General features: G+C 60.7%; 21 protein-coding genes and 2 pseudogenes. 8 read left to right on the top strand and 15 right to left on the bottom strand.

The features are described 5' to 3' along the window. Window positions 1–27: 27 nt before the first annotated feature. The 7 genes from X738_RS74060 to X738_RS74045 all read right to left on the bottom strand — a co-directional run bounded on the left by X738_RS74060 (window position 28) and on the right by X738_RS74045 (window position 6,676). Window positions 28–306, bottom strand: coding sequence for a PqqD family protein (locus X738_RS74060; protein ID WP_023802746.1), 279 nt, complete (start codon window positions 304–306; stop codon window positions 28–30). A 6-nt stretch (window positions 307–312) separates the two neighbouring features. Further along, window positions 313–1,167 carry a hypothetical protein gene (locus X738_RS74055; protein ID WP_023802745.1) on the bottom strand — a complete coding sequence of 285 codons (855 nt, stop codon included), beginning with the start codon at window positions 1,165–1,167 and terminating at the stop codon, window positions 313–315. Further along, window positions 1,164–2,282 (bottom strand): methyltransferase domain-containing protein, encoded by a 1,119-nt coding sequence (locus X738_RS81210; protein WP_198032902.1) that lies wholly within the window; start codon window positions 2,280–2,282, stop codon window positions 1,164–1,166. Before X738_RS81210 ends, X738_RS74055 begins: the two co-directional genes overlap by 4 nt. 25 nt (window positions 2,283–2,307) lie before the next feature. After that, on the bottom strand, window positions 2,308–2,727 hold the full coding sequence (locus tag X738_RS0143675) for a tail fiber domain-containing protein (RefSeq protein WP_023802743.1): 420 nt from the start codon (window positions 2,725–2,727) through the stop codon (window positions 2,308–2,310). A 264-nt stretch (window positions 2,728–2,991) separates the two neighbouring features. Next, entirely contained in the window at window positions 2,992–4,872 is a 1,881-nt protein-coding gene (gene asnB / locus X738_RS81205; protein ID WP_023802742.1) for an asparagine synthase (glutamine-hydrolyzing), read from the bottom strand. Between the two features lie 15 nt (window positions 4,873–4,887). Then, on the bottom strand, window positions 4,888–5,409 hold the full coding sequence (locus X738_RS83525) for a lasso peptide biosynthesis B2 protein (RefSeq protein WP_198032901.1): 522 nt from the start codon (window positions 5,407–5,409) through the stop codon (window positions 4,888–4,890). 487 nt (window positions 5,410–5,896) lie between these two features. Beyond that, entirely contained in the window at window positions 5,897–6,676 is a 780-nt protein-coding gene (locus X738_RS74045; RefSeq protein WP_245277811.1) for a tyrosine-type recombinase/integrase, read from the bottom strand. 117 nt (window positions 6,677–6,793) lie between these two features. On the opposite strand from X738_RS74045, the gene X738_RS86385 reads away from it, so the two are divergent. Then, window positions 6,794–7,018, top strand: a complete 225-nt coding sequence (locus X738_RS86385; RefSeq protein WP_198032912.1) for a hypothetical protein — start codon at window positions 6,794–6,796, stop codon at window positions 7,016–7,018. A gap of 654 nt (window positions 7,019–7,672) precedes the next feature. Here the strand turns inward: X738_RS86385 and X738_RS85345 are convergent. Next, window positions 7,673–7,936 carry a hypothetical protein gene (locus X738_RS85345; protein ID WP_156942702.1) on the bottom strand — a complete coding sequence of 88 codons (264 nt, stop codon included), beginning with the start codon at window positions 7,934–7,936 and terminating at the stop codon, window positions 7,673–7,675. A 117-nt stretch (window positions 7,937–8,053) separates the two neighbouring features. Between X738_RS85345 and X738_RS85340 the strand changes: the two are divergent. The 5 genes and pseudogenes from X738_RS85340 to X738_RS74015 all read left to right on the top strand — a co-directional run. Next, window positions 8,054–8,188 (top strand): annotated as a pseudogene (locus tag X738_RS85340) (phosphotriesterase-related protein); the annotation flags it as partial. 19 nt (window positions 8,189–8,207) lie between these two features. Beyond that, window positions 8,208–8,978 (top strand): annotated as a pseudogene (locus tag X738_RS74030) (glutamine amidotransferase). A gap of 3 nt (window positions 8,979–8,981) precedes the next feature. Continuing rightward, window positions 8,982–9,890 (top strand): PfkB family carbohydrate kinase, encoded by a 909-nt coding sequence (locus tag X738_RS74025; protein ID WP_023802733.1) that lies wholly within the window; start codon window positions 8,982–8,984, stop codon window positions 9,888–9,890. After that, on the top strand, window positions 9,887–10,717 hold the full coding sequence (locus tag X738_RS74020) for a BtpA/SgcQ family protein (RefSeq protein ID WP_023802732.1): 831 nt from the start codon (window positions 9,887–9,889) through the stop codon (window positions 10,715–10,717). Before X738_RS74025 ends, X738_RS74020 begins: the two co-directional genes overlap by 4 nt. Window positions 10,718–11,134: 417 nt before the next feature. Beyond that, window positions 11,135–12,364 carry a Fic family protein gene (locus X738_RS74015; RefSeq protein WP_023802731.1) on the top strand — a complete coding sequence of 410 codons (1,230 nt, stop codon included), beginning with the start codon at window positions 11,135–11,137 and terminating at the stop codon, window positions 12,362–12,364. Between the two features lie 116 nt (window positions 12,365–12,480). On the opposite strand, the gene X738_RS74010 is transcribed toward X738_RS74015, so the two are convergent. From X738_RS74010 to X738_RS73995, 4 genes are all read right to left on the bottom strand, one after another. Next, entirely contained in the window at window positions 12,481–13,464 is a 984-nt protein-coding gene (locus X738_RS74010; protein ID WP_023802730.1) for an NAD-dependent epimerase/dehydratase family protein, read from the bottom strand. A 170-nt stretch (window positions 13,465–13,634) separates the two neighbouring features. Beyond that, window positions 13,635–17,093 carry a chromosome segregation protein SMC gene (smc, locus tag X738_RS74005; RefSeq protein ID WP_023802728.1) on the bottom strand — a complete coding sequence of 1,153 codons (3,459 nt, stop codon included), beginning with the start codon at window positions 17,091–17,093 and terminating at the stop codon, window positions 13,635–13,637. A 117-nt stretch (window positions 17,094–17,210) separates the two neighbouring features. Further along, window positions 17,211–17,957, bottom strand: a complete 747-nt coding sequence (locus X738_RS74000) for a DsbA family protein (protein ID WP_023802727.1) — start codon at window positions 17,955–17,957, stop codon at window positions 17,211–17,213. Between the two features lie 130 nt (window positions 17,958–18,087). Then, window positions 18,088–18,588 (bottom strand): DUF721 domain-containing protein, encoded by a 501-nt coding sequence (locus X738_RS73995; RefSeq protein ID WP_023802726.1) that lies wholly within the window; start codon window positions 18,586–18,588, stop codon window positions 18,088–18,090. Window positions 18,589–18,643: 55 nt separating this feature from the next. On the opposite strand from X738_RS73995, the gene mutY reads away from it, so the two are divergent. After that, entirely contained in the window at window positions 18,644–19,780 is a 1,137-nt protein-coding gene (gene mutY, locus X738_RS73990) for an A/G-specific adenine glycosylase (protein WP_023802725.1), read from the top strand. Between the two features lie 45 nt (window positions 19,781–19,825). After that, window positions 19,826–20,437: an HAD family hydrolase gene (locus X738_RS73985; RefSeq protein ID WP_023802724.1), complete on the top strand. Its 612-nt coding sequence runs from the start codon at window positions 19,826–19,828 to the stop codon at window positions 20,435–20,437. A gap of 73 nt (window positions 20,438–20,510) precedes the next feature. On the opposite strand, the gene X738_RS73980 is transcribed toward X738_RS73985, so the two are convergent. The 3 genes from X738_RS73980 to X738_RS87635 all read right to left on the bottom strand — a co-directional run bounded on the left by X738_RS73980 (window position 20,511) and on the right by X738_RS87635 (window position 22,072). After that, the gene (locus X738_RS73980) at window positions 20,511–21,302 is read right to left on the bottom strand and encodes a transporter substrate-binding domain-containing protein (protein ID WP_023802723.1); all 792 of its coding nucleotides are present in this window, start codon (window positions 21,300–21,302) and stop codon (window positions 20,511–20,513) included. A gap of 251 nt (window positions 21,303–21,553) precedes the next feature. Continuing rightward, window positions 21,554–21,886 (bottom strand): hypothetical protein, encoded by a 333-nt coding sequence (locus X738_RS73975; protein WP_023802722.1) that lies wholly within the window; start codon window positions 21,884–21,886, stop codon window positions 21,554–21,556. 18 nt (window positions 21,887–21,904) lie between these two features. Next, window positions 21,905–22,072: a hypothetical protein gene (locus X738_RS87635; RefSeq protein ID WP_023802721.1), complete on the bottom strand. Its 168-nt coding sequence runs from the start codon at window positions 22,070–22,072 to the stop codon at window positions 21,905–21,907. Window positions 22,073–22,464: the final 392 nt, after the last annotated feature.

Genomic DNA, 22,464 nt, shown 5'->3' with positions numbered 1-22,464 from the left:
GCTGCTGGACAATACGAATTTGTACACTCAAGCCGCTTCAATCTTGACCAGCCCTTGGCGTTCGAGCGTTTGCAACAAGCTGAGTACGTCTTTCTCCAAGGGCGCAGGCTCGACCTCGTACTCGTCGAGCATGGTTCGGCAGATTTCGCCGACGGTTTTTCCTTCGGACAGCAGTATCCAGATACGTGCCCCGACCGGGTCCAGCCCAAAATACGTTCCGCTGGCGAGGTCCAGGATCACCGTCTCCTTGCCCACCTGTCGCGCCATCACTTGCGCCGGAATCGCCACTCTGTCAGTCAAATTCATGCTGGTTCACCTATACGCGTGTTTCACAATGGCCTGCCTTACCCGCTGCAGGTCTTCAAAGCGTCGGGGATAATCCAGGCGGTAAAAAATTGGTTGCCCAACTAGGCAGGACAATTCATCGAAATGGGCGGCAAGCAGTCCGTGTGCCTCAATTTCGAGTAAGAATGAATGCTTCACTAGTTCCATCAGAGCTTCGCGCCCGGTCATACCCTCGAACACCGCTTCTTGCTGGACACCCTCGCCAAGAAAATACACCCGGCGTAAGCGCCGGGGTTGCTCGCAGAAGACGATGCCATCGCCCGCAAGAAAACGCGCCTTCGATGTGAACTGCACCGGGGGCGCTTTTCGTGCACCATCCTTGCCCACCAAGGCTTCCTCACTGTCTCCCCATAAGCGGATCGAAGGATGGCTCGGCATGATCTGAAACCCACCGTCGCAAGGCTCTACCAGCAGCCCATCATCCGTCAGGAAGCGGAACCCGTCGGTTGCAAAGCTTGCCGCCAGCGTGGACTTGCCTCGGCCTGACTCGCCGATAAATGCGATGCCCTCGCCGCGGATTTCGACCGCGCTGCCGTGCAAGACCAGCTTCCCCTGTTTGCTGAGCGCCAGGGGCAAAACCTGATTCAGATAAAGATGCTGAATGGTCGCGCCGGAGACTCCCTGCACCGGCCATGCTTGGATCTGTCCGCCATCTTCGCTCACCTGGAAATCCGCCAGTTCGGGAAAACGAAGCAGGTAGGCTCCCCCGATGCGGTAGAAATCCGTCCACAAAGTTCCGTCTGGGAAAACCCACTGGTGAAACAAGGTGGCGTCAAGTGGCATTTGAGGGCGGGCGTCCGCCACCTGAAAGTCCACCGTCATTCCGTGTCCTTGCCCAGCACCTGGGCGACAAATCGCGCTGTTTCTTCCACGGAAGGGAACAAGCCGGGGTGTTCGCGCAGCACGGCTTCTTCAACCTGCCTGACCGTCCTTTGACCGTTGCAAAGTCCTAGCACGATCATTCTTGCCTGCCCTTGGCAATTGGGTCGGGGCACATGCGCGGGATTCCGTGTGATGATCTCGGCCGGCGTCCGCAACTCGCCCTGCCAGGTCGAATGGCTGAATTTCCGCCCTCCGGACGCGATTTCGACTTCCCAGGCGATAACCGAATCCGTCGGGCGCGCCATCACCCTTGCCCTCACCACATCGCCGGATTTTACCTCGACGGCTTCGCCGATGGGCAGGAAAGCCTGAGAGCGTTTGATTGGACGATCGGCAAGCGGCGAGTTCGTCAACCACACCCCTTCGGCCAACTCACAATCGAACCAGCCGCCGAGTCCGTGCACGACGCCATCGCGCTCTATGCGCAACTCCGCATCCCAGGAGAAAAAGTCCGGATTGTCTTCACGAAAATCGATGCCGCCCAGTTCAGCGGGGGCGCCAAGCAATTCTTCCCGCTGAAGATTGACCGCATGCTTGGTGTTGACGGCGTATTGGCCCACCCAACGGAATTCGCTGGGTACGCCCTCTCGCCGCCACCCGTCGGCCAAGCCGTAACTGGTTTCCGATTCCACTGCGGCGAGTTGAAGCCTGAGCCTGGCGGGGATCAATGCCCCCCCTGGCTTCAGGAAACGCCGCCTGGCGTCCGCGAGATATTCGATGATACCGGCATCAAAGCCGAAATAGCCGACTTGATCGCAGATCACCACATCAACCCGTTCGGGCAGGTTGGCCCGCGGAGAGTAGTCCCCCATGAAAATCGCCTGGCCACCCCATCCCGCGCGAACGAAGGATTCCCGCGCGACCTCGATCATGGCGGTTGAGTCGATGGCGTACACACGGGACGCGCCCGCCTGCAAGCACAACAGTCCCAGAATCCCGGTGCCACAACCGAGATCCGTGATGTAATCCCCATGTTTGACGACTTGGGCGACAGCGGACTTGAACTGTTCAAGCCTTACCGAATCGCCGACATACCCCAAGTGTTCCTGCAGCACGGAACTCGACATTCCCCCGCAAGGCTCAGTGAATAGAGGGGTGCCGTATCCTCAGCATCCCGTAGTCCACCCTCTTGTAACCGTCAGGATGAACGCTTACGGCTTCCGGCATGACCGTCTCGACCTCGTCGGCCATTACACCAAACTGCCTGCCAAGTCCCCACTGTTCGCGGTATTCAGGCTTGTAGTCGAACAGATAGAGGCCGATTCCAAGCGAATGGGTGCCAATGCGGACGACGTTCTCTTTGGCGCGCGGGTCGGACACCATACTCATACCGGCGACGCCCCCATCTAGCCCGCTTCCGTCCCCGCCTCTAGTTAGCGCGCTTACGGAACCGTAGATTTGCAATGCGGGAGTCGAATAGGGCGCCTTGTTTGGCTCGGCAGCTTTGCTTTCAACGGAGAGGTGGGATGGCGTCGGCTGGTCGTTCAGATTGCTTTTCATTAACTCGGCCCTTTACGCTGGCTTGGTAATCTCTCAGGAAACCGTCAGATGAACTATCTGGACGTTCTCGGTGGCTTTTGAACAAGCTCGTACCTTGCCACCAAGCGAAAACGGGGACAACCTTGACGCGCAGCATCCATCGACAATTTAACCGATGTGACGATCAAGATATCTAACGGTACGTTACATGGCATCCATTAACAGTACGTAATGTGATCCATTAACAGTTCGTTATATGACCTATTAACAGTCCCTTATTTGGCATCAACGATACGTTACATGGCATCCAGAAATACTCCACAAAATCCATTTCGGCATGCCGGCCTGCGGATTGTCTCGATAAGCCCGGAATAGCCGGGCCATCCCGTCCCGATCAACCCAGGTGCTACGCTCATCGGGAATCGTCTCGGTCAATATGGCTTGCATCCGGTCCAGATGCTCATGGAGCACTATTGAAAATTCTGCCTTGCTTTTCCGTTCGAGAATCCTCTTCGGCAGGAGATTCTTCAAAGCCTGGACATGGATATATTTGGTTCTGTCTCCACGCAGCCGCAGCCTCTCGGGTAGCGAAAACGCATACTGAACGAGTTTGGGGTCGTCGAGCGGGTATCGCATTTCGATCCCGCAATGGGCGCTCATGCAATCAGCATCCTCCATCGCCTGGGCAGTATAAGCATCGTATAGAGTCGTAAGTAGCGCCCTCTGGCCTACGCTGCGCACTCGCCGATGGTGTGGTGGGAGAATACGCTCGCGACGTATCCGGATCACTTCCCCCATCCGCGGCGAGAGCCAGTAGCAGGCGTTGCTGGTCGCGCTCCCGCGCACCCTGCGAACCAGGCGGCGGAGACCCTCCTGGAGAGCGATTGGCAGAAGCGGGAAAAACCCCTGCCGTATGAGCCAGCTCACCGCCTGCCGCGTGCCGAATGCAGTCGCGTCGGTTTTGAGGCAGTCATAGAGCGTACGCAAATGCAGTTGCGCCAGTGCCTCTGCGTAATACGCCCGGGAGCCTTCCAGCCATTGATCTCCTCCGTGACCGCCTAGCGTCACGCGGCTCCCGTGCGCAACGGTTTGCTGCCATAGGCCAGCATGCATTGAGCCGTTCGGAAACCCCGGAAACTGCCGGCCGGACCGGGCGCGATCCGCAAACCATGAAAGGGGCATCCTGGAAGGGGGCGTCTCATGAATCCGGAGCCCTAAATACTCACCTACGGCCCGTGCGTAGGGGACTTCGCTGGCGCGGCCGTCCTCCTCCGTGAAGCCGAGCGTGTAACCACTTATGCCGTGCGTCAGCAGTCCGTTCGAGCGGCGCAGGTGTTCAGCCACGCAAAATATCGCGGAGGAGTCGAGTCCGCCGCTCACCTCAATGGCGACCGGCCGATGCGACCGGGATGAACGCCTGACGCACTCGAACAGTAGTTCGCGATAATGCTCTATGAATTCTTCGTCCTTGCGAAACGGCAACGTCGCCCAAAGATTCGGTTGCCAGTATTGTTCGAGTCGCAGCCCCTGGTTACCGGCGACCATTCGATGTGCTGCGATCAAGCGCAGGATACCGTTCCATAGGGTCTCATCCCTGGAATACCATTCCGCCGCCAGCATTTCGGCCAACATGCCTTCATTAGGCTCCTGCTTCACCCAAGGCAGCGCAAGGATCGCTTGCAACTCCGAGGCGAAGGCCAGTGTTTTTCCGTCCCAATGGCAATTGAAAGGCTTGTTGCCCATGCGGTCGCGGGCGCAAAAGGCCTCTTGTCGCCGGGCATCCCAGATTACCAGTGCGAAATCGCCGTCGATATGCGGCAAACATTCCCGCCCCCAAATCTGGTAGGCTCTCAGCACCAGTTCAGCATCCGAACGATCTCGAAGTACGGCGCCGCGCCCCAGCAGTTCCCCCCGCAGTTCCTCCCAGTTGTCCACCCGCCCGTCCATGACCAGGACAAGGCTTTCATCCTCATTCGTCAGCGGCTGGGTTTCTTCCAGCGACTCCGGCGTGGTGCGAAGCATGCATTGGCCGAGCCCCACGGAGCCCTTCACCCAGTGGCCGATGCCATCCGGGCCCCGGTGCGCCATGGCCGTGGTCATTTTTTCTACTAACCCGGGCTCCAGCGGCTTACCGTCAAAATGGATTATCCCGGCGATGCCGCTCATATCATCCCCATGGCATCAACCAAAATCGCGCTCGAATGCGGCAAAGCGCTCGCCAACATCGACCGTATCGTTAAGAACCTTGCCCCGGTACTCGACCCAAGCATGGGCTTCGAATTTGCCATCAGCCTTGCGAGTGCCGATGCGCAGTTCTGCTTCGATGCCTTGCCGGCGCAACAGAAACCAAAGCGTCATGGAGCGCTTTAGGCAGTTGCCGGAATATGAACCACGATACGCGGCAATGGATACCAGACGAGCGGTCTCTTGTGCCTGTCCATAAAAATCAGTCTCGCCACCCATCGAGTAAAGCCGGTCGGGGTTGCAAACCGCAACGGGAACGTTTGAAGGCGGCGGTGCTTCACGAAGCGTGAGTGACGGGATTGCAACCCCTCTCACGCTTCGATTGCAAATCCAGATCAGTATGTTTCTTGCACGTCGGAAACCAAACATCTGCAATAACAGTGCAGTGAATGGTAACAGCAACATTGCGGCGATCACTGTCCTGCGTTGTGCGGCCGTCAGGGCCAGAAATTTTTTCAATCGATTGGTCACTAGCGCCTGCGTTCGGCTGATAACTGATCTGATCGCTAATTGTAACCGCTTGCGCTCGGGTGACTACCCCTATCGAGATATGGTCATCCACGCCATTTGATCGGTCAGCACACCTCTGGCAGTGTTGTGCTTCCGGTGTGGTTAACAATCCGTCGCCGGCCATCGGGATATCATGGCATGGCCAAGGCGGGTCATTACCTGTTCTGGTGGCGGAAGCAGTGCGCGTGGCGTGGGCTTCGCAATCGCGTTCCTGAGCGGTCAATCCATGTCGCCGAGGTATCTCGGGACGCGTTCCACCGGAAAGACAATCGATGACGGCTTGTGGCCTATGATTGGGGCTGCGCTGGGCAAGCGACAGAGATCAGCCGCGCGGTGGCGGCGAAAACGGACACCTAGCGGTGGCCTCGACGCGCACCTTTGAGCCGCCAAGGTGGAACTTCGTCGCCGCTGTGGCGAAGATCGGGGAAGTGCAAATCTAGTCGGTCTTCATCTCGTGCATAGATGTGCCAATACCGTTGAGCGTCCAACGTCCTCGGCAACCCACGCAGGGTCTTTTCATCTTCAGGGCCGGAGCCTTCGCCGTGATCCTCTCCGCTGCCTCGGCTTGGAAGTCGGGGTGATGGTGCCAATAGACCGCCCGAAGGACGGCTTCGGTCATGCCGCAGAAGTCGGCGGCCGTCGAAAGGCTTGCTCCGTTCTGCATAAGCCACGTCGCGGCGGTGTGGCGTAGGACGTGAGGTGTCACGTCGGTTTCGAACTTGCCGTCTTCGTTGTACCAGCCAAGCCCGGCCGCCTCGACGACGGAGGCGAATGCTTTGCGGATTGAGCCGATGGCCTCGCCCTCCCACTCGATGACGAAGTCGTGCGCAACCATGCGGCCGACGTTGCGGCTCTTGTGGCGGCTCTCATACTTCAAGTAGACCGGCGTCCGCGCCCACCGGCGCATATGCGCAAGCAGGCGGTCGGGTATTCGCACCGGCGGCTGTCTTTTGTTCGTCTCGCGCTCGCCCTCCGCCCGGCGGAAGAAAACGCCACGATCGAGGTCAACGAAGCCTCTGCCTTCCGTAGGGCGGATAGCCGCGCCACAGATCGCGCCCGACCGCGTGCCGGTGTAGAGGCCGACCAAGATAAAGCGCGCGACGTGCCGGGCGACATAGCGGTCGCTCGGTTGCCCCTTCCATGTCTGGCGAAGCCGCCAAGCGGTGCGGAGTAGCTTTGCAGCCTCATCCCGTGTGAGCCAGCGCTGGCGCCCCACGGACTTCTCCGGCATGACGATTGCAGGGATCGAAGTCACATAGCCTTCGGCATAATAGTACTTCAGGGCGGCGCGGAGGTCTTCTAGCTGTCGACGCGCTGCCGGAACCGTAGGCGATTGCTTGACGTAATCGCGGCAGAGTTGACCATTGATATCGGCCACCATCAGACGGCCAAAAAACTTGTTGATGGCGGAGAGCCGCGCAAACGTTTCGCCTGGCGCGGCATGAGTTGGTGCGACTTCGTTCGCCTAGACGATGATAACGTCGGCGACTTTTACTTGATCGGGATCACGGTTCCGTTGCCGCGACGGGGTGTGTTTTTCCGCGAGGTAGCTTTGTAGGCGCTTCTCAGCCTCGCCAAGGTCATTTCGGCCGCATCCTGTGCTAATTCGCCTTCCGTTATCTTCGATGTACCAGCTTGCATTGCTCCGGAGCTTCCCGTCTGGTTTGCGGTTTTCCTTCCGCCAGACAAGGCGGGCTCCTTTGCTTTGACGCGGCATAGCTCTCTCATGCGCTCGATCGCGGCCAAGGTGGTATATTCCTTGTTGGCGATTATTTCTGTGGTAAGGCGACCGGCGTCGCGCTCTTTTCGAAGACCTTTGACCCCATTGATCCATCGGGAAACGCGATCCTGGCCGCAAGGTCGAGCCGGATGGGCGCTTCAACGTGGTAAGCGGAAAAGCTCTTTGGCTCCAACTCTCTGAACCGGCCCATATTTTCCTCGTACGATGCCTCGACGACCAACCTGCTCCAGCACGAAAACTAGACCTCGATCTTTCTTTTCTAACCCGCTGTTTTTGGTTCCCGGAAATGGGGTAATTAAGACCTATTCTCGGTCGCCTGATAAAGAGCGCGACTCGGAGGCTATTTTCCATTTCTATGGTGATCGACGGTTTCGTAAAGAACTCCAACCCCGTTTTTCACAGCAAAAAACACTCGCAAATTCCCACCATAGATTGGCCGACCAAAAAAAGAGCGATGCGACGATTTTCGCGTCAGGTGCCAATCCGCACTTGGGCTAATGCGGTGCCTCCCCGGCTCGCTGCGCACAGTTCATCATTGCGACGGCCTGTGCACCAGACAGGCGGCAAAAAGACCAAGAAAATCAGATAATTGTTCCCAGTCAACGGGATAGTCTGGTGCTGAGAGAGAGGTTTGAAACTCTCGTCTTCCGATTGAATTTCAGTTTTGTAGGAAACCCGGCGGGCTTCGCCGAATTTAATTGCTTGTTGCAATTCCCTGCTATGAAAAACCGGCATCGGAAACTCTAACTAACTGAATTTTATAATAAAACTGCCCTTTTTCGACCCTTCGTCGTACTCAAGAACACGTAGATTCTCTGTAAATTCCCTGTAAACAGCGGAAACTGGTCCGCTTACGTCTACATCCTCAAGCATTTCATACCGCGCCTGAAACGGCATGGCGTCGAGCAGCCAGCCATCGACCGCATGCTGATCGCCAATCCGAAAGCCGTGTTCTCGCGGCAGAATCAAGCCCAGACTTACGGCTGAGACTTACGACGGAGTTCAAATGTCCAAGAAAAAAATCCTGCTTGCCGGTGAATCCTGGGTGTCGACCGCCACCCATATCAAAGGCTTCGACCAGTTTCCGACGGTCACCTACCACACCGGGGCGGACGAATTGCTGACGGCGCTGAAAGCGACCGACTTCGACGTGACCTTCATGCCGGCGCATGAGGCACAGCGCAGCTTTCCGCAAACAATGGAGGCGCTTTCGACCTATGACGCGGTGGTGCTCTCCGACATCGGCGCCAACACGCTGCTTCTGCATCCCGACACCTGGGTTCACTCCAAGCCGACGCCGAACCGCCTGCGGCTGCTGCGCGATTATGTGCGCGACGGCGGCGGGCTTTTGATGTTCGGCGGCTACTACAGTTTCCAGGGCATCAATGGCGGCGCGCGCTACCGCAAGACGCCTGTCGAGGAGGTGCTGCCGGTCAACTGCCTCGCCTTCGACGACCGCGTCGAGGTGCCGGAAGGGTTTTCGCCTGTCCTGAAAGGCTCCTCGGACCATCCGATCCTAAGGGGTCTCGGTTCGGATTGGCCAGTCCTGCTCGGCTTCAACGAGGTGACGCTGAAAGACTGGGCGGAAGTCCTGGCAACCGTGTCGTCGGATTAGGGCTCGCTGCCGCTGCTCGTCACCGGCCACTATGGCAAGGGCCGCACTGTGGCCTGGACATCCGATGTCGGGCCGCATTGGCTGCCACCGGAGTTCATCGCCTGGAATGGCTACAAAACCCTGTTCGAGCAGATGCTGAGCTGGGCGACCGGTGAGAACTGAGCAATGCATATCCATGTCGTCGGCAATGCCTGCGTCGACACAATTTTTCGCGTCGGCCGCTTCCCCGCCGCCAGCGAGACTTTGAACGCCCGCAACTACGCCGACGGCCTCGGCGGCAAGGGAGCAAACCAGGCGGTTGCGGCCGCGCGCACGGGTGCTGCGGTAACGTTTTGGACGGCGCTCGGCAAGGACCGCGCAGGCGCATGGATCAGGAGCCGCCTCGACAGGGAGTTGTCTGACCTCGAGGCGATTGAATTCGACCTGCCAAGCGACCGCTCGACCATCGTCATTGGGGCCGGCGGCGAGAACTTCATCGTCAGCGGCGTCGCCTGCAGCGAGGCGTTCGATCCGATCGCACAAACCGCACTTGCGGGCCGAATCGCGTCTGGCGACATCGTTGTCTGCCAAGGAAACCTGCGAGGCGCCGCGATAGATGCCTGCCTGCGGGCAGCACAGGAAAATGGCGCGCGCACCGTCCTGAATGCCAGCCCTATCGATGCGGCGGCTCTGCCTGACTTCGGCCTGGCGCAGGTGTTGGTGGTGAATCAATCCGAGGCGAAAGCGCTGACCGGCCAGGATGACATGGCAGCCGCCGCCGACGCGCTGGCGGCCAAAGGCGCCGAGACAGTCGTGATCACGCTCGGTGCGGAAGGCTGTCTCGCCCTTGGCCCGGACCAGGGAGGATCGTTTCGTTTGCCGGCACCACGTGTCGAGGCGCTCGACACCAGCGGCGCCGGCGATGTGTTTTGCGGCTGTCTGGCCGGCGGGTTTGCCAAGGCAATGTCGGTTGCCCCGGCGCTGAAGTTCGCGCTCGCGGCTGCCGCAATTGCGGTGACTCGCCCGGGCACATTGATATCCTGTCCTTCCGCGTCTGAAATGGCGGCGCTCATCGATCAAACGGAGCTCTCATGACCCAACTCGGTCAATCAGGCGGCGACGCGCTCGTAGAACTTTTCGGCCGCACCAAGGTGGTGATCGGCGTCGTTCACCTGTCGCCGCTCCCCGGCGCGCCGCGCTATGACGGCGAGGCGGTCGAGGCGATCTATCAGCGCGGTCTTGACGATGCGAGATCTTATCTCGATGGCGGATGCGACGGCGTGATCGTCGAGAATCATGGCGACATCCCGTTTGCCAAACCTGACGATATCGGACCGGAGACAGCGGCCTATATGGCGGTTATTTCCGACCGTATCCGCCGCGAGTTCGGCAAGCCGATCGGCATCAATGTGCTCGCTAACGCCGCGATCCCTGCCCTTGCGATCGCCAGCGCCTCCGGCGCGGGCTTCATCCGCGTCAATCAATGGGCGAATGCCTATGTCGCCAATGAGGGCTTTGTCGAGGGCGAGTCGGGTCGCGCAGCACGCTACCGCGCCAAGCTGCGCGCCAACGGCATCCGCGTTTTCGCCGATGCGCATGTCAAGCACGGCGCGCACGCGATCGTTGCCGACCGCCCGGTGGAGGAACTGGTCAAGGATCTGGTCTTCTTCGACGCCGACGCCATCATTGCGACCGGTCAACGCACCGGGCACGCTGCGGATCTGAGCTATATCAGCATGATCAAAGAGGCCGCCGGCCTGCCGACGCTGGTCGGCAGCGGCGTGACGCCCGACAATGCCAACGATATCCTTGGCATCGTCGATGGGATCATCATCGCCAGTGCGCTGAAGCATGACGGCGTCTGGTGGAACCAGGTCGACCCTGCCCGAGTAAAGACCTTCATGGCCGGGCTGAGGCGATGACAAGCCATTGAGACACGCGTGAATCGAATCTATCGCTTCGCGCGCTTGGGCTTGGTTACGGAAGGGCTGACCTGCAGAGCCCATCCGGCTGCTCGAAGCTGCGGGGCTTCGAATGGAGGCGACGACCGGTTCGCCGCAAACGGCTGGAGGAATCAATCGAGAACCGTCGACGAAGACACGCGGACAACTCGCCCGGGCAAGCGGTTCGTCTGCGATGGCGCGACCGTCTGGCGCCGCTCGGCAACTTATGATTTCCAGGAGCCAGTCGCGCCCTGCCCGGCCGCCCACTTGGGACATTTCGGGTTCGCGGCTTGATCGCCGGCCTGAGATCGGCAACCGATATCGGCAATTGTGCTGACTTATGGCCTCAAATGCCTTACATTGCAGGTGATTGAGAGACGATTGAGATCGGCAAGAATGCTTGAAACACCTACCCGCATTGAGCCGCTGTTTTTTGACGACGCGGTACCGACCGTCCTGGCCGATCTCGCGATCGAGACGCAAAAGGCGGCCGATGAACTCGGACGAGCCTTGCATCCGGAATCGGCTGCCGAACTGGCCGATCTCGTGCGCGTCATGAATTCTTACTATTCGAATTTGATCGAAGGTCACAAAACCCGACCTCGGGACATCGAGAGTGCATTGGCCGGAGCCGAGATTGACCCTGAACGCCGATCTCTCGCCTTGGAGGCCAAGGCGCATGTCGAAGTTCAGAGGATGATTGACGGCCTCGGTTTGCGTGGGGAGTTGCCGAGCCCGACTTCGATCGATTTCATCCGGCGGGTTCATCGCGTCTTCTACGACGAGATGCCGGAGGAATTCCGGTTCGTCGACAAACCCGACGGCACCAGGGCCGAGATCGTGCCTGGCGAGTTCCGGTGGTCTCCAGAGCATGATGTTGTTGTTGGCCGCCATCAGCCGCCATCGTCTGACAGGGTGTTGGCCTTTATGGAGCACTTCGAGAAACGGTACGCGATGACCGAAAAGCAGGCCAGCCTGCGTATCATCGCGATTGCGTCAGCTCATCACCGCCTCAACTATATCCACCCTTTTCCAGACGGGAACGGCCGCGTCAGTCGCCTGATGTCTCACGCTATGGCGCTCAAGGCCGGAATCGGCGGCAATGGCCTATGGTCGATATCTCGTGGACTCGCTCGTGGGTTGAAAGATCGCGGCGAATACAAGCGCATGATGGATTACGCAGACAGTCCCAGACAGGGCGACCGCGACGGCCGAGGAAATCTTTCGGAATCAGCACTCAAGGATTTCGTCGAATGGTTCCTGACAGTCGCGCTCGACCAGGTGCGGTTCTCGATCACCATGTTCGACCTCAGACGGCTTGAGGCCCGCTATCGCGCCTTGGTGAAGGATATCGTTGACGACAAACGGGCGCCTGATCTGGTGGCGGCGGTATTGCGGCACGGCAGGCTGCCGCGTGGCGAGGCCAATTTGGTGCTGAAGACATCCGAGCGCACGGCACGGAACACGTTGTCGGAACTCGTCCACCGCGGTTTCCTGAAATCTGATACTCCGAAGGCACCGGTCCGGATCGCTTTTCCTCTCGATTTCAGGGAACGGCTGTTTCCGAATCTCTTCACCGATGCCGAAGTCGATGTCCCAGAACCACCGTCACTGTCTTTCAGGTGAGTGGAATTTCAGGAACCATCCATTTCTATTTGAGGATGACAGTGACGGCCGTGACGATTCGAGGCCTTGGGGTCGTAGGAAGAAAGGCGCGCACCGCGACGACCCGCAGGCCGCAGTCACCTTGTCGTTGATCCAGCCCATTCCGACCGGTACCAGTCGACGAATTTTTTCAGCCCGTCTTCTGTCGAAACGCTCGGCTTGAAGCCGAAATCGCGCTCCAGCGCAGTCATGTCGGCATAGGTCCGCTCGACATCGCTGCTTTGCATCGGCTCGCTGTGGCGGATCGCTTTTACGCCGAGCAGTTTTTCCAGAGTGTCGACGAAATCGCCGAGCCGCACCGGCCGGTTGTTGCCGACATTGTAGAGCCTGCTCGGCGGAACTTCAGCCGATGGCGGCTTGTCGAGCACGGCAACGACAGCTCTCACCACATCCTCGACATAAGTGAAATCGCGCCACATCTCGCCATTGTTGAACACCCGGATCGGCTTGCCTTCGAGCATTGCCTTGGTGAATATCCAATAGGCCATGTCGGGCCGGCCCCAGGGACCGTAGACGGTGAAAAATCGCAAGCCGGTCTGCGGCACCCCGAAGAGATGGGCGTAGGTGTGGCTCATCAATTCATCGGACTTCTTGGTGGCGGCGTAGAGCGAGACGGGCTTGTCGACCTGATCGGTCTCGCTGAACGGCACCTTGCGGTTGCCGCCATAGACCGAGCTCGACGAGGCATAGACCAGATGCTCGAATGCGGGCTGCGCGCGACAGAATTCGAGCACTTCGAGATGGCCGACAACATTGGAACGGACATAGAGCCTCGGATTGTCGAGTGAATAGCGCACACCCGCCTGAGCGGCGAGATGGACGATCCTGACTATGCCTTGCCCGGCCAAAGCGTCGGCAAGAGCGTCCTGTTCGGCGATGTCGATCTGGTGAAATGAAAAATCCTTGTGAGGCTGCAAGCGGGCGAGGCGCCCCTTTTTGAGCGCCAGGTCGTAATAGTCGTTCATGTTGTCGACGCCGACGACCGCTTCCCCCCTGCTCAGGAGATGATGGCAAACATGGCTGCCGATGAATCCTGCGGCTCCGGTGACAAGTACAGGCAACAAGGTTCTCCATGCATATGCTGGCACATGATCGCGAAATCGAGATCGATTTCGGAGAGGATCATGGCAACATCAAAACGCTCATCAGAATGAACGGAACCGACCCAGTCCAATTCGTGTTTTAGCCGAAAGCCCCAATAGGCGCTACCGACAAGCTGTGCGTCGACGCGTCAGCTCGCCTCGCGCAGGGCCTCGGCCGCCTGCAGGTCGACCGACACGAGTTGGCTGACGCCCTGCTCGGCCATGGTCACCCCGAACAGCCGGTTCATGCGGGCCATGGTGATCGGGTTGTGCGTGATGATGACGAAGCGCGTCTCGGTGGTGGCCGCCATTTCGTCCATCAGATTGCAGAAACGCTCGACATTGTGATCGTCGAGCGGTGCGTCGACTTCGTCGAGGACGCAGATCGGCGCGGGATTGGTCAGGAACACGGCAAAAATCAGCGACATCGCCGTCAACGCCTGCTCGCCGCCGGAAAGCAGCGTCATCGTCTGCGGCTTCTTGCCGGGTGGCCGCGCGAGGATTTCGAGACCGGCCTCGAGCGGATCGTCGGACTCGATCAGTTGCAGTTCCGCTGTGCCGCCGCCGAACAGATGCGAAAACAGCCGCTGGAAATGGCCATTGACCACGTCGAAGGCAGCCAGCAGCCGTTCGCGGCCTTCGCGGTTCAGGCTCTGGATCGCCTGCCGCAGCTTGCGGATGGCCTCGATGATGTCCTCGCGTTCTGAAACGATGGTCTCCAGCCGGTCGGACAGCTCCTTCTGCTCTTCCTCGGCGCGCAGATTGACGGCGCCGAGCCGCTCGCGCTCGATCTTCAGCCGGTCGAGCTGACGCTCGATCTCAGTCATCTCCGGCATCGGGCTGTCGGCCTCCAGGCCGGTGTGGCGGATGACCAGATGCGGCGGCGTGTTCAGCGTTTCCTGGATGCGCGCCTCGACCTCGAGCCGTCTTTCATCGGCAGCGGTCAGCCGCTCTTCGGCGCGGACGCGGGTTTCGCGCGCCTCGGCCAGCGACTGGATCGCTGATGTCGCGGCCTTGTCCAGTTCGGACTGCCTGTTTTCCGCTTCCTGCAACCGGTCGCCGGCGGCCTGGCGCAGGCTTTCGGCCTCGGCAAGCTGCGACAGCAAGGCGCGCCGCTTGGCGTCGATCTCTTCGGGTGCGTCGGCCAGCCTTTCGCGTTCGGCTTCGGCCTCGGCCTTGCGTTCGCCGAGTGCGGCGATCTGCGTCGAGGCGTTTTCGGCGCGCTCCAGCCAGTTGCGGCGCTCCGCGCCGATGGCGTCGAGTCGGCGCGTGCGCGCTTCCGCCTCCCGCCTCAAGCCTTCATGGACGGCGCGGGCATCGGCAAGGGTGGCGCGGTCGCGAGCGACGTTGGCGGCCGACTGATCGAGCTGCACCTGCAGATCACCGAGATCGGGAGCGCTTTGCAGCAGCATCTCGGCCTCGACGAAAGCCGCGGCCGTCTCTTCATGGCTGTCGACGATGCGCGCGCGCGCCTCGTCAAGTGCGGCGCGCCGGCTCGACAGCTCGCCGCCGGCCTTCTCGGCCTCGGCCAGCGCGTTGCGGGCGGCGTCCAGCCCATGCTGGGCATCACGCCCGGCCTGACGGGCGTTGCGCTCGGCCTCGCTCGCCTGGGCAAGCGCCTGCTCGGCATCGGCAAGGGCCTCTTCGGCCTGGCGCAGGATGCGGTTCGCGTGGACCGCCTCGGCGTCGAGCTCGGACAGCCGGTTTTTCTGCGCCAGCCGCTGCGCGGCGGCGGTCGGCGCGTCGGCGCTGGCGGTGAATCCGTCCCAACGCCAGAGCGCCCCTTCGCGGCTGACCAACCGCTGCCCGGGAGCAAGCTGCGCCTGCAACCGTCTTCCCTCAGCAGTGTCGACGATGCCAATCTGCGCCAATCGGCGGGCGAGTTGCGCCGGCGCGCGGACGACGCTGGCAAGGCTCTTGATGCCTTCGGGCAGAGCGGCGTCGCCGGGCTGGACCTCGCTTTGGCCCCAATGCACCGGCGCGCTGCGGTCGAGCGGCACGTCGAGATCTTCGCCAAGGGCGGCGCCCAGCGCCGTCTCGTAGCCGCGCTCGACGCTGATCTGCTCCAGCACGGACGGGAAGAGGTCGCCGCTCGCGGCATTCAGGATCTTGGCCAGCGTGCGGGCCTCGGTTTCGATTCGCGCCAGCTCGGCCTTTGCATCCTGAACCGGCGGGCGGGCGGCGCTCTCCGCCACGCGCGCCTCGGCGACAGCCTGTTCGGCGGCAATCGCCGCGGCTTCGGTTTCCTCCAGCAGCGCCAGCGCCTGTTCAACCAGAAGTTGCTTCTCGGCAGGATCGGCCAGGCCGGCGACCCTGGAGGCGATATCGGACAATTCCCGGTCGACATCGGCGAGTTGGCGGGCGAAACGGTCGCGGCGCTCCGCGGTGTCGCGCAGCGTTCGTTCGATCTGGTTGCGGGAAGCGGCGGCCTCCGCCCGTTCGGCGGTCAGCCCGGCGAGTTTGGCTTCACTGGCGGCAAGCGTCGACGCAGCCTGTTCGACCGCCGCGCGGGTGCTGGCCTCGCGGTCGGCGGCGCCGGCGTTCTCGGTGTTGAGCGCAGTTTCTTCGGCGGCGAGACGCTCAAGAATATCCGCATTGTCGCGGACCATCCGCTCCTCGCGGACGATGTCGCCGTCGAGCTGCTGGAGCCGGCGGTCGAGCTCCAGTTGGCGGGCGCGGATGCGGCCCGCTTCTTCCTCGATCTGCGTCTTGGCGATCGACAGGCGCTGGAAGGCGGCAGCGGCGGCGGCTTCCGCGTCGCGCAGGTCCGGCAACCGATGGGCGCCGATCCCTTGCTCCCTGGCGGCAGCCATCTGGGCGGCGGCGCGGTCGCCGACCAGTGCCGTGGCGATCGCCAGCGCCGAGCGCGCCTCGCCTTCCTGCGTCTTGGCCAGCGTCCAGCGCAGATGCAGCAGCGTCGCTTCAGCCTTGCGGATATCGGCCGACAGGTTCTTGAAGCGCGAGGCCTGGCGAGCCTGGCGCTTCAGGCTTTCGATCTGGCTTTCCAGCTCGCCGACGACATCGTCCAGCCGTTCCAGATTCTGTTCGGCCGCTTTCAGACGCAGTTCCGCCTCGTGGCGACGTGTGTGCAGACCCGAAATGCCGGCCGCCTCTTCCAGCAGCGCGCGACGCGCCTGCGGCTTGGCCTGGATCAGCTCGCCGATGCGGCCCTGCCCGACCATCGAGGGCGAACGGGCGCCGGTCGACTGGTCGGCGAAAAGCAGCTGCACGTCCTTGGCGCGGGCTTCCTTGCCGTTGATGCGGTAGAGCGAACCCGCCTCGCGCTCGATGCGACGCGAAACCTGCAACTCGTCCGCGTCGTTGAAGGCCGAGGGCGCGCTACGGTCGCTGTTGTCGAGGAAAAGCGTGACTTCGGCGGTGTTGCGGGCCGGACGCGTTCCGGAACCGGAAAAGATGACGTCGTCCATGCCGGACGCGCGCATGTTCTTGTACGAGCTTTCGCCCATCACCCAGCGCAGCGCCTCGACAAGGTTCGACTTGCCGCAGCCGTTGGGGCCGACGATGCCGGTCAGGCCGCGTTCGATGACGAACTCACCGGGTTCGACGAACGACTTGAAACCGAGCAGGCGAAGGCGCGAGAATTTCATTCGCGCCGCCCCAAAAGCGGGTTCTGCAAAAGTGTTCCGCGGTTTGGCGACAAGAACTCGCGGCGCAACAAAAAGTTGCGCACGCCGAAGCGCAGCCGCTTCGGCGCTGCCGAGACGTCAGAGCAGAGGGTCGATAATGGCCGAGATTTCCTCAATCGACAGCGCCCCCTTGTAGGTCTTCCCGTTGATAAAGAAGGTCGGCGTCGAGTCGACCTTGAATTCATCGGCGCCGCGCTTCTGGACCGACCTCACATCGTCCAGAAGTTTCTGGTCCGTCAAGCAGGCCTCGAACGACTCCTGTGTAAAACCGGCCATCTTGGAGATTTGCAGCAGGGCGTCCTTGGTATTGGCGACACCTGCCCAGTTCGCCTGCTGCTTGAACAGAACGTCCACCATTGGGAAATAATTGTCCTTGGAGCAGCGCGCCAGCATGAAACCGGCCTCGGCGCTGGGATCGAAGGGGAACTCGCGCAGGATAAGGCGGGCCTTGCCGGTATCGATGTATTTCGTCTTCAGCGTCGGGAGCGTGGTTTCATGGAAATGCGCGCAGTGCGGGCAGGTCATCGAGGCATATTCGACGATGGCGACCTTCGCGTCGTCCTTGCCGAGCTGCATGTCGGGCAGTGCGCCGGGCTTCAGCAAGGCAGCCATGTCCACCGTGCCCTGGGCCTCAGGCGCCTTGGCCGCGGCCGGAGCGGCCGGCTTTGCCGGATCGGCCGGCTTCATCGCATCGGCGGGGGCCGCAGGCTTCACATCCTCCGCCACGGCTTTCTCGCCCGAGTCGCTGCAGGCGGCGAGCAGAGCCACCGCCGGAATGGCGGCCAGTGACGACAGGAGGTTTCTGCGGGACAAAAGACGGAGCATACGAATCACCTGACAATGGTTGGATTTTGCAATGCAAAGGCTAGAAAAGGCGAGAGTTGGCGCGAATTAAGGCATCGCCGTCCCCATTCCAATCGCCAAAACTTGGCTATGCGATCACGAAAGCGCGAGATTATGTTTTCTTTTGACCGAGAATGGTGGCGCCGAGCCGCTCCAGCGAGGCGCGCAGCCCATCATCCTCGATCATTCCGACAGTGCCTGACAGCTTCACCTTCTCGGCCGCGGTCAGCGGCCGGATGCTTGGTTTAAGCCGCCCTTTGTCAACCGTGACCGGCTTTTGCACGATTCTGATCCGGCCGATAGCGTTGAAGCCGAGGAAGGCGTTGACCCGGTTGATGATCTCGCCGGTCTCGTGCTGCAGATGGAGCGCCGCCATGCCTTCGCAGGCGATGACCAGCACCGCCGGCTCGAACGGATCATCTTCATGCATTCGGCGCGGCCACTGGATCTTTTCAGGGCGCGAACGGCTGGCAAGCCGCGGCCCGGCAATCTCCTCCCATGACTGGACGAGCCCGATCGACATGCCGGCTCGCTTGCGCAGCACCGGATCGAGGATCTGGGTTGCGAGATCACTCACCGGAACGGGATTGCCGAAGGGCCTTTTCCCTGCCATGTGCGTTCTCCAGTCACGACCTTCACCATGCATCGGTTAGGCCAGTCCTCGATCAATGGCACTGCACGACCAGACCCGCAAGACCGCATCCGTAGACAGCGGCAAAGCCGCATCCGGAGAAAGTGGCGAGATCGCGTCCCGCCTGCTCGCCTGGTACGACGCGCATCATCGCGACTTGCCGTGGCGCATTGCGCCGCGCGAGTTGGCACGCGGCATACGACCCGATCCCTACCGGGTCTGGCTTTCCGAAGTCATGCTGCAGCAGACCACGGTCGAAGCCGTAAAATCCTATTTCCGGGCCTTTGTCGAGAAATGGCCCGATATCGAGGCGTTGGCCGCTTCAGCGACCGAAGATGTCATGAAGGCCTGGGCCGGACTCGGCTATTATTCCCGCGCGCGCAATCTCAAGGCCTGCGCCAATCTCGTCGCGCGGCAAGGCGGCAGGTTTCCGGATACGCAAGCTGGCTTGAGAGAGCTGCCCGGCATCGGCGCCTACACGGCGGCGGCGATCGCCGCGATCGCCTTCGACCAGCCCGCCGCGGTCGTCGACGGCAATGTCGAGCGGGTGGTTTCCCGGCTGTTTTCGATCGTCACGCCGCTGAGCGAGGCCAAGGGCGACATACGCACCTATGTCGAGCGCATGGTTCCAGCGACCAGGCCGGGCGACTTCGCCCAGGCGATGATGGATCTTGGCGCGACGATCTGCACGCCGCGGCGGCCGCGCTGCGGGCTCTGCCCGCTGCGCGAGGATTGCAGCGCCATTATTTCCGGCGATGCCGAACGCTTCCCTGTCCGCCTGCCGAAGGGCGAGAAACCATTGCGGCGCGGGGCTGCTTTCGTTGCCGTACGCGGCGATGGCGCCATCCTGTTGCGCAAACGTGGGGATAAGGGCCTGCTCGGCGGCATGACCGAAGTGCCGACGACCGGCTGGAACACGCGGATCGACGGCGGCACCACAGCGGCGGCGGCGCCCTTCCCCGGCAACTGGCGGCCAGCCGGGAAGATTGGCCATGTCTTCACCCATTTCGCGCTCGAACTCGAAATCTTCAAAGCGATGGCCGATGTCGCCGCCCCAGCGGGTCATTTCTGGTCGCTGGCCGACGAAATTTCCGGCGAAGCACTGCCCACCGTCATGAAAAAGGTAATCGAAGCAGCGATACCGGGCGCGACGAAGAAGCAGCGCGCACATTGAATTGCCCACGTCGCCCCATTTGAACTGCGTTGAACGAGGACAAGAATGACCGAAATCCGCCACATCGTTTTCGACATCGGCAGAGTGCTGATCCACTACGATCCGAACCTGCCGTTCAGCCGTATCATTCCGGATGCCGAGGAGAGAAAGTGGTTTTTCGACAATGTCTGCACGCATGACTGGAACATCGAGCAGGACCGCGGCCGCACCTGGGAAGAGGCCGAGGCGTTGCTGATCGCCGAATACCCGGACCACGCCGAAAACATCCGCAACTTCCGCCGCCTCTGGCACGAGATGACGCCGCACGCTTATGACGACAGCGTCCAGCTCATGGACAAGCTGATCGAGAGCGGCCACGACGTCACCATGCTGACCAATTTTGCGTCCGACACGCTTGCCGAAGCCCGGCAGCGTTTCGACTTCCTCAACCGCCCGCGCGGTGTGACCATTTCGGGCGAGATCGGCATGATCAAGCCGGATCGCGGCATTTACGACCATCACGTCGCCGCGTTCGGCCTCGAGCCCGCGGCCACGCTGTTCATCGACGACAGCCAGAAGAATGTCGACGGCGCCAAGGCGGCCGGCTGGCAGTCGGTGCTGTTCACCGACGCAAAGACACTCGAGGCGGACCTCGATCGCCTGGGGGTCAGAGTGTGATCACTGCGACGGGCCTGACCGCAGTCGCTGAGACGCGCGGTCCACGGCGCTGCCATTGGATCCGTCTCGGGCGCTACTTGACGTGAGAAGCGTAGATGCGATCGAACTCACCCGTCGCCTTGGCAAGATGCAACCATTGGTCGACATAGGCCTTGAAGACAACGGCACCCTCAGGAAGCATATAACCCATTTCGCCATATTGGAGCGGCTTCTCGGGGTTGATCGCGCAAAGGCCGGGGTGAAGTTTCTCCTGCAACTCGGTTTCGACCGATTCGGCGATCATGATATCGGCTTTGCCGTCAAGGATTTGGCGGAAGATCGTGACGTTGTCCGGGTAGATCTCAATTTTAGCGTCACTGAGTTTTTCACGCACGAATTTCTCATTGGTCCCGCCGGGATTAACAATCACAGTCACATCCGGCTTGTTGATGTCGGCAATCGATTGGAATTTCGCCTCGTCCTCGCAGCGCGCAATCGGTGCCTTGCCATTGACGAGATAGGGCTCGCTGAAGAACACCTGCTTCTGGCGTTCCAAGGTCACCGAAATACCGCCCATCGCGATGTCACACTTGCCGGTCGTAAAATCGGCAAGCAATTTTTTCCAGGTAGTCGCCACGAAGTCCGCCTCGACCCCTAGTGAGCTTGCCAGAGATTTTGCGAGATCGATATCGATGCCCTGGTAGTTGTTCGCGGGCTTGTCATGAAAGGTGAAGGGCTTGTAGTCGCCGGTCGTACAGACGCGCAGCTTGCCGTTCTTGATAACCGCATCAAGCTGGTTTTCTGCGCCGGTGTTCTGCGCAATCGCCGGAGAGGCCAACAAACCCATGACGAGGGCGGCGACAAACGGCGAGGCAAGAGCTTTCATGGATCTGGTCTCCGATGGATAAGAGAATCGAGCATTCGAGAAACGGTGGGCAAAGGTCAATAACTCTTCCTGGGGAATCGCTCACCGTGATCCTCCGGCGGCGCCGAAAACCCGAACCGGCTACCCGCGCTAGTGGTACCCACCTGACATAAGAGTCCGGCTCGGGATTCCTCTTGGCTCCACGCGAAGGAGCGGTATTTAGTTTGGCTCCACGCGAAGGAGCGGTATTTAGTTTGGGCCAACTCAGTCAGTCACCGTCGTGAAAACTTCGAGTACCAATTCCATTCCCACGTTCTGCCTGCATCAGCGGAGAACGCACGGCTGTAAATCGGGGTTTTCGGGTTGCGCTTATCCCAGTGGAATTTCACGATAGCGTCCTTGCCGGCCACAACCTCACGGCCGAAGAATTCGCCTTCGTCGCCATTGAACGAGCCCACCTTTCCGTCGTCGAGTTTGCCCGCGTTGCTGTCGGCCCAGTAGATCGTCCAGAGACGCGTCTTTGGATCGAACAATCGCACGGTGAGGCCCTCGAACGGCTTTCCTCCCAACTCCGTTTGAAAAATGTCGAAGTTGCCCAAACCCACTAGGATTTGGCGGAACTCCTAGGTCGCGTCGAATTCTTCCCACTCGTCGCCGCCGGCCAGTGGTTCCTTCAACGTACGATTCCTGATGTTCCAGTTGCCCACCAAATAGTCGAAATCATTTTTGGACGACGTCTCGCTCGCCGTTATGGCAAGTTTCCCGTCCGATGAAAGAGAGAACGCACTCATCTACTTTCCTCTGGATTGACGTCGTGCCAGCACTCCCATCGCCGCGGACATGACGAATGTATGGGCGTTTTCTTCGATGACTGCGGCGCGCTTCGCATGTCCGATCGCGGCAACAATTGGATGGGAACCCAACAGCGCGTCGTGATGCACGCGCGCCGTCACCTCCACGTTGCAACGCGTAAGCCGAAGACCCGTTCCGGGCACGGTCCACTTCGGTTAGCTCCGCACTCCGTCGCGAAGTCGCGTTGCTCCGCGCTCCACTCAGGATTCGCTAACCGCCCTGAACCCCTGAACCGACCTCCCAACCGGGTACCAAGTGTCATGTGTGGATGCCCCCGTTGATGCAAGGGGATTTTGAACGTCGAAGGCATGTGATCGGGTGCGGTCATGTG

This window comes from Mesorhizobium sp. L48C026A00, from assembly GCF_000502375.1.
Classification (GTDB): Bacteria; Pseudomonadota; Alphaproteobacteria; order Rhizobiales; family Rhizobiaceae; genus Mesorhizobium; species Mesorhizobium muleiense.
The sequence above is the reverse complement of the archived record's forward strand: the minus strand, read 5'-3'. Positions and strand labels throughout refer to the sequence as shown.